This window comes from Paraburkholderia suaedae (assembly GCF_040812055.1).
GTDB lineage: Bacteria > Pseudomonadota > Gammaproteobacteria > Burkholderiales > Burkholderiaceae > Paraburkholderia.
Genome location: NZ_JBFOAH010000029.1, coordinates 77451 through 84019 on the forward strand (window position 1 = coordinate 77451; position 6569 = coordinate 84019).

General features: G+C 62.0%; 7 protein-coding genes. 4 read left to right on the forward strand and 3 right to left on the reverse strand.

Annotated features, from left to right (window positions below):
* The first annotated feature begins 217 nt into the window (after positions 1 to 217).
* Positions 218 to 676, forward strand: coding sequence for a TolC family protein (locus ABQJ48_RS30460; protein WP_367841665.1), 459 nt, complete (start codon positions 218 to 220; stop codon positions 674 to 676).
* A gap of 242 nt (positions 677 to 918) precedes the next feature.
* On the opposite strand, the gene ABQJ48_RS30465 is transcribed toward ABQJ48_RS30460, so the two are convergent.
* A complete protein-coding gene (locus ABQJ48_RS30465; RefSeq protein WP_367841666.1) occupies positions 919 to 1866 on the reverse strand; it encodes a GlxA family transcriptional regulator in 948 nt (315 codons plus the stop codon).
* A gap of 144 nt (positions 1867 to 2010) precedes the next feature.
* On the opposite strand from ABQJ48_RS30465, the gene ABQJ48_RS30470 reads away from it, so the two are divergent.
* From ABQJ48_RS30470 to ABQJ48_RS30480, 3 genes are all read left to right on the forward strand, one after another.
* On the forward strand, positions 2011 to 2832 hold the full coding sequence (locus ABQJ48_RS30470; RefSeq protein WP_367841667.1) for an SDR family NAD(P)-dependent oxidoreductase: 822 nt from the start codon (positions 2011 to 2013) through the stop codon (positions 2830 to 2832).
* A gap of 101 nt (positions 2833 to 2933) precedes the next feature.
* Positions 2934 to 4280, forward strand: a complete 1347-nt coding sequence (locus ABQJ48_RS30475) for an epoxide hydrolase family protein (protein ID WP_367841668.1) — start codon at positions 2934 to 2936, stop codon at positions 4278 to 4280.
* A 143-nt stretch (positions 4281 to 4423) separates the two neighbouring features.
* Entirely contained in the window at positions 4424 to 5476 is a 1053-nt protein-coding gene (locus ABQJ48_RS30480) for an alpha/beta hydrolase (RefSeq protein WP_367841669.1), read from the forward strand.
* A gap of 212 nt (positions 5477 to 5688) precedes the next feature.
* On the opposite strand, the gene ABQJ48_RS30485 is transcribed toward ABQJ48_RS30480, so the two are convergent.
* Positions 5689 to 6108 (reverse strand): organic hydroperoxide resistance protein, encoded by a 420-nt coding sequence (locus ABQJ48_RS30485; RefSeq protein ID WP_367841670.1) that lies wholly within the window; start codon positions 6106 to 6108, stop codon positions 5689 to 5691.
* Positions 6109 to 6124: 16 nt separating this feature from the next.
* Positions 6125 to 6397, reverse strand: a complete 273-nt coding sequence (locus ABQJ48_RS30490) for a hypothetical protein (RefSeq protein WP_367841671.1) — start codon at positions 6395 to 6397, stop codon at positions 6125 to 6127.
* Positions 6398 to 6569: the final 172 nt, after the last annotated feature.

Sequence of the window (6569 nt, forward strand, 5' to 3'; positions counted from 1 at the left end):
CACCCTTCATGGATGCACTGAAGCGCTAGTCAACATCGGTGCACCAGGTAGCGCGCCACTCTGAAAGATGCGGACGAGGGGCGGCCCGATGTGCGGCAGGCCGAACGCGAACTGGCGTCCTCTACCGCGAAAATCGGCGTTGCGGCGGCCGATCTCCATCCTTCGATCAGCCTCGGCGCTACAGGCGGTGTAACAGGCGCCCCTGTCGGATCTCGGCATGGGCGTCACGCGCCACTGGAGTTTCGGCTCGCTGGTGACGTGGAATTTCCCGACCAATGGCGCCCGGGCCCGTGTCCGCGGCGCGGAAACGGGCACCGATGCGTCGCTGGCACGCTTTGATGGCGTAGTACTGAAAGCGCTGGAGGAGACGCAGAGCGCGCTGGCTCGCTATACCAACGAGATTAGCCGCAATGACTCACTGCGTGAAGCACGCGACCAGACCAGCGCGGTTGCTCGTGAACAACGCCGCCTCTACCAGGGTGGGCGCGTGCCTTATCTGCTGAGTCTAGATGCCGACCGCACACTCGCCAACGCCCAGGCGGCACTTGCCGAGTCAAACGCGCAAATCGCGTACGACCAGGTAAGGGTGTTCCAGTCGCTGGGTGGCGGATGGCAGCACGATGCTGCTTCACTGCATGATGATGCAGTGGCCGTCGCTCCGCGACTTGAGGGCTGATCTCGCGTGAGCATGGACTGCCGGTGACACCCTCGCCGGCACGCTCAGGCGCACTCAAAGTGCTGCAGTCTCACCATTTCACTGCAGATGCGAACTTCACAACCGCAACGCATCTTTAATCAGCATACCGATTGTCCTTAACGATAAAGATGATCGTGTGGTAATCGTTTAGAAGTTCAATCACCAGCCGGGCCGAAATTCAACGCGGAAGTCGGCTTATCCCCACACCATCCTAAGCGGATTCAAGAATTCGCGCGTGCCTCACGCCGTACTTCTTGAGGCGGCAGGCCAAACCCTCGCATAAACGCTTCGCGCATATGCCGCCGATCACGAAACCCCGTCTCTCTAGCGATCACTTCCAATGAGTGCCGGCTCTTCTCGATCATCAATCGCGCAGCTTCGAGTCGTAGCCCTTCGATCGCCTTGGCCGGCGATTGTCCGGTCTCCACCGTAAACACCCGGCTGAACTGCCGTGGACTCAAATGCGCCGAATTCGCGAGTTCCTCCACGGTGAGCGGCCGCTTCAGGTTCTTACGCGCATAGTTCAGCGCGTCCTGGATGCGGTCCGACTTCGGCGCCAGATCGAGCATTTCCGAGTGCTGAGACTGGCCGCCTGCGCGCCGCTGATGCATCACCAGCTTGTGTGCGACCGAACGCGCTATATCGGCGCCGAGATCCTTCTCGACCATCCCGAGCGCCAGGTCGAGCCCCGCAGTCATACCCGCCGATGTCCAGATCGGACCATCGACGATGTAGATCCGGTCTTCCTCAATATGGATGTCAGGAAAGCGGCTCATCATCGAGCGCGCGTGGGCCCAATGCGTCGTCGCGCGCCGGTTCGCGAGCAGCCCCGCCTCAGCGAGCACGAACCCACCCGTGCAGATACCGGCAATGCGTCGCGCGCGCGTGGCGGCTTTGCGCAAAAACACGAGCATTTCGGCTGGCGGCGGCGAGCTAAGTGGCGAGTTGACGCCCGCCGCGATCCACGTGTCGATCGCGGCGCGCGCCGGAAGCGCTCGAGTGACCACACACATGCCGAGCGAGGACCGCACCTCGCCGCCCGCCACCGAAAAGTTCTCGATCGCGTAGAAGCTTTCTCGCGCTGCAACATTCGCGTATTCGAAAACCGACTGCGACGCGAGCGCCATCACCTGAAAGCCATCACTTAATAAATATCCGATCCGGTGCATGGCGGCCCTCCTCTATTCATTGGGTCAAAGAGGCGCGTTTGATCTGATGTCCTGAATGACGACCTTATACGTCATTTGCGCCATTGCTATCGCGGCCCACAATGGGTTCATGCAACACCGACAAACCTACAACCGGAGTCCATCATGACGCAAGTACATCAGGGTACGGCACTCATCACGGGTGCGTCCACGGGCATCGGCGCGGTCTATGCCCAACGGCTCGCACAGCGCGGCTACGATCTGATACTGGTTGCGCGCAGGCGCGATCGGCTCGTGAGTCTCGCCGAACGCATCTCAAACGAAACACGTCGGTCCGTCGAAATCATCGCCGCCGATCTCAACGACGCGACTTCGCTCGTCACCGTTGAAGCGAAGCTGAAGGAAGACGCGAGCATTACGTTGCTCGTGAACAATGCGGGTGTCGGCACGCATACGCCGCTGCTCGACAGCGATGTGGACGCCATGACGCGGATGATCGATCTGAACGTCACCGCACTCACGCGCCTCACGTACGCCGTAGTCCCTGGCTTCGTCTCGCGTGGAAAGGGCGCCATCATCAACATTTCATCGATCGTCAGTATCGCGCCGGAGCGCCTGAACGGCGTGTACGGCGGCACCAAGGCCTTCGTGCTTGCGTTCAGCCAATCGCTGCAGCACGAACTCTCTCCCCACGGCGTGAAGGTTCAGGCGGTGCTGCCTGGCGCCACGGCCACCGATTTCTGGCAAAACGGCGGCTTGCCGGTCGAGAACCTCAATCCGGCCATTGTCATGTCCGCAGGCGACATGGTCGACGCCGCGCTCAGTGGCTTCGATCGGGACGAGCTCGTCACGATTCCGGCGCTGCACGACGCAGCGAAGTGGGTCACGTTCGAAGCGGCACGCGAGGCGCTGTTGCCGGAACTATCGAACAGGACACCAGCGCCCCGCTATATCGTCGGCAACGAAGGAACTGTCCAGGGCGCATAGAAACGAGCGTGCGAATGCGCGCCGTATCGACGCCATACGGAAATGACGCCTGTAACCGTGGGCGCCACAAGATCGCACATCCTTCTTCAAGGAGTATCACCATGTCCATGATTTCGATGGCGCAAACCCGGCACAGTCCATTCGCTACTTCAGTCGCGGCTGTACTCGGCCTGTTTCTGGCCACTGTCTTCGGCTCCGCTCATGCCGTTTCGCCAGCAGATCAGCCTTCTGCGAGCCTGCGCGTGGCGGCTGCTGAAGACGATTCGATTCGCCCCTTCCATATCCATGTTGCGGACGAAACACTCGTCGACCTTCGGCGCCGCATCGCCGCGACCCGTTGGCCCGACAAGGAAACGGTCTCCGATCAGACACAGGGCGTGCAGGAGGCGGAGATCCAGGCGCTGGTGCGTTATTGGGGAACCGGCTACGACTGGCGTAAATCGGAGGCCAGGCTGAATACGCTGCCGATGTTCGTGACCACGATCGACGGTGTCGATATCCAGTTCATTCACGTGAAGTCCCGCCATCCGAATGCCCTGCCTCTGGTCATCACCCACGGCTGGCCAGGTTCGCCGCTGGAACTCGAAAAGGCGATTGGCCCACTCACCGACCCTACCGCTTATGGCGGCCGCGCGGAGGACGCCTTCGATGTCGTCATTCCGTCGATGCCCGGCTACGGCTTCTCAGGCAAGCCGACGGACGCCGGCTGGGGTCCCGACCACATCGCGCGGGCCTGGGATGTGTTGATGAAGCGTCTGGGATACCAGCACTACGTGTCGCAAGGCGGCGATTGGGGCTCGGTGGTCGCGGATGCGATGGGACGTCAGGCCCCGCCGGGACTCCTCGGCATTCACGTCAATATGCCCGCGACGGTGCCACCGGACGTCGCGAAGGCGCTCAACGCTGGCGAACCGGCGCCGGCCGGACTGTCCGGGGAGGAAAAGGCAGCATACGAATCACTCGCCAATCTTTACAAAAAGGGCGGCGGCTATGCCGCCATGATGGTCACCCGTCCGCAAACCGAGGGCTACGGCCTCGCTGATTCGCCCGCGGGCCAGGCGGCGTGGATGTACGACAAATTCGCGGCCTGGACTTATAGCGGCGGCCACCCCGAACGCTCGCTCACGAGGGACGAGATGCTCGACGACATCACGCTGTACTGGGTGACGAACACCTCCACTTCGGCGGCGCGGCTCTATTGGGAAAACAACAACAATAACTTCAACGCCGTCGAGCAGAAGACGGCCGATATCTCGGTCCCAGTGGCCGTGACGGTGTTTCCCGGCGAAATCTATCGGGCCCCACGCAGCTGGACTGAGCGCAGTTATCCCAAGCTCACCTATTTCCACGAGGTAGACAAGGGCGGCCACTTCGCAGCATGGGAGCAACCTCAGCTCTATGCAGAGGAGCTCCGTGCGGCATTTAGACCGCTGCGCCAGCAACAGTGACGGAGTGCCGGTTGCTGGCGCGCGAAAGCGCGGCAGCAACTGCACACAAAACCTGTCGGTACTCGAAGGCGAAGCGCGCGAACGTCGATGTGATCACCAGCGCCCCGAAGGGCGATCGACACAATCTCATAGGACATAGAGCCATGCCGGAAGAAATCAACTCTCGCCGCCGCCTCTTGCAAGCGACGATCGCAGGCGTTGGCCTGCTCGAACTCGGACTCGGACTGAACCCGCTTGCCCTCGCGCAATCGGCCGCGAGCACGCGCTCTATCGACGCCAGCGCCCGTGCACGCGTCGCATCGTTTGAGACCATTCGCCAGGTGAACGCAGGCGCGCTGAGCATCGGGTATGCGGAAGCGGGACCGGACGACGGCCCGGTCGTAATCCTCCTGCACGGCTGGCCTTATGACATCCATAGTTTCGCCGATGTCACGCCATTGCTCGCCGCCGCCGGTTATCGCGTGATCGTGCCGTATCTGCGCGGCTTCGGCTCGACCCGATTCCTGTCCGCAGACACTCCGCGTAACGGACAGCAAGCCGTTCTCGCGGCTGACATTATCGCGCTGATGGACGCGCTGAAAATCGAAACGGCCGTGTTCGGTGGCTTCGACTGGGGCGCGCGCGCAGTCAACATCATTGCAGCGCTGTGGCCACAACGATGCAAGGGGATGGTTTCAGTGAGCGGCTATCTGATCGGTAGTCAGTCCGCCGGCCGAGCACCGCTCCCGCCAAAGGCAGAGCTCGCATGGTGGTATCAGTTCTATTTCGCCACCGAGCGCGGTCAGGCCGGGTACGACGCGAACCGCAACGAATTCAACCGGCTCATCTGGCGTCTCGCGTCACCAAAATGGGACTTCGACGATGCGACCTACAATCGCTCCGCGCAGTCCTTCGCGAACCCGGATCATGTCGCCGTGGTGATTCACAACTATCGCTGGCGTCTCGGACTCGCGCTGGGCGAATCGCAATACGCCGGGCTCGAACAGCGCCTCGTTGCCGCGCCGACTATCGCCGTGCCGACCATCACGCTCGAAGGCGACGCCAATGGCGCGCCGCATCCCAATCCGTCAGCCTACGCGAAGATGTTCTCGGGCAAATACGCGCACCGAACCGTCAACGGCGGAATCGGCCACAATCTGCCGCAGGAAGCGCCGAAGGACTTTGCGGACGCGGTCATCGAAGTCGCGGGTTACTAAACGCTTGCCTGTCGGGCGAAGCATTCTTTATCGACGACGCATCCGCACTTCGTGCGCTGAAACGCAGTCGCCTGCGGTCTGGCTCACGCTCGGTTCTGTCAGCTCGAATTGCTCCGACAAATCTCGATGCGCTCACGCGGGTCATGTCGGATCACAGACCGTCGCGCCAGACGGCCTCCGCCTCCACTCGCCGCCGGACGCGTTGCCGCCTATCAGACGACGGTCACCGTCACTTCGATGTTGCCGCGCAACGCCTTCGAGTACGGGCAGGTCTGATGTGCGCCAGCCGCGATCGCTTCGGCGACGTCGCGCGCGATGCCCGGCAGGCTGACCGCGAGCCGTGCACGCAGGAAGTACACGCCGTCGGCGACGCCGAGATCGACTTCCGCATCGACGGCGGTCTCGGCGGGCAGGCGCACTTTCATGCTCGCGGCCGCCTTGGTCATCGCGCCGATAAAGCATGCGGACCATCCTGCGGCCAGCATCTGCTCCGGATTCGTGCCGTTGCCGGGGCCGCCGGGCGAACTCAGTTTGACGTCGAGACGACCATCGGAGCTGCGGGCCGAGCCGTCGCGGCCTCCGGTGACGTGGATTTTGCCGGTATAAAGAATAGTGTCGGTTTGCGTGTTCATGTCGTGTATCTCCGATTCAGTGGTGAGCAAAAAGCGACGCCGTACCGGCTGTCGTAGTGGTTCGGGCGCCTGCCTGCGAAACCGTATCGGCGACGCCGCCGTATCCGCTCGCTTTGGAATCCGTGGACATCGATTCGAAGGCGACGGTTTGTGCGCTGACGCCGCGTTGTGATGCGGGCGCGCCAGCGAGCGCGTCGTAGTGCGGGGCGGGACCATAGCCGCTCGCGAATGCCGTGCCTGCGATGGCGCTGGTGGCGAAGACGGCGGCGGTGACGATGCGGTTGAACATGATTGGGACCTCGATGCAATCGGATGTCGATATGAATGGGAGAGATCAGCTGTGCGATTCACAGACATCGTTTCACTTTCTTGAAGACCGTTTTCTTCGCGTGCTTGAGCTCGAGGCTCCGGTAGGAGACGCGAACTCAAGCACGCGCCGATGATGTTCGGCAAGGATCCTG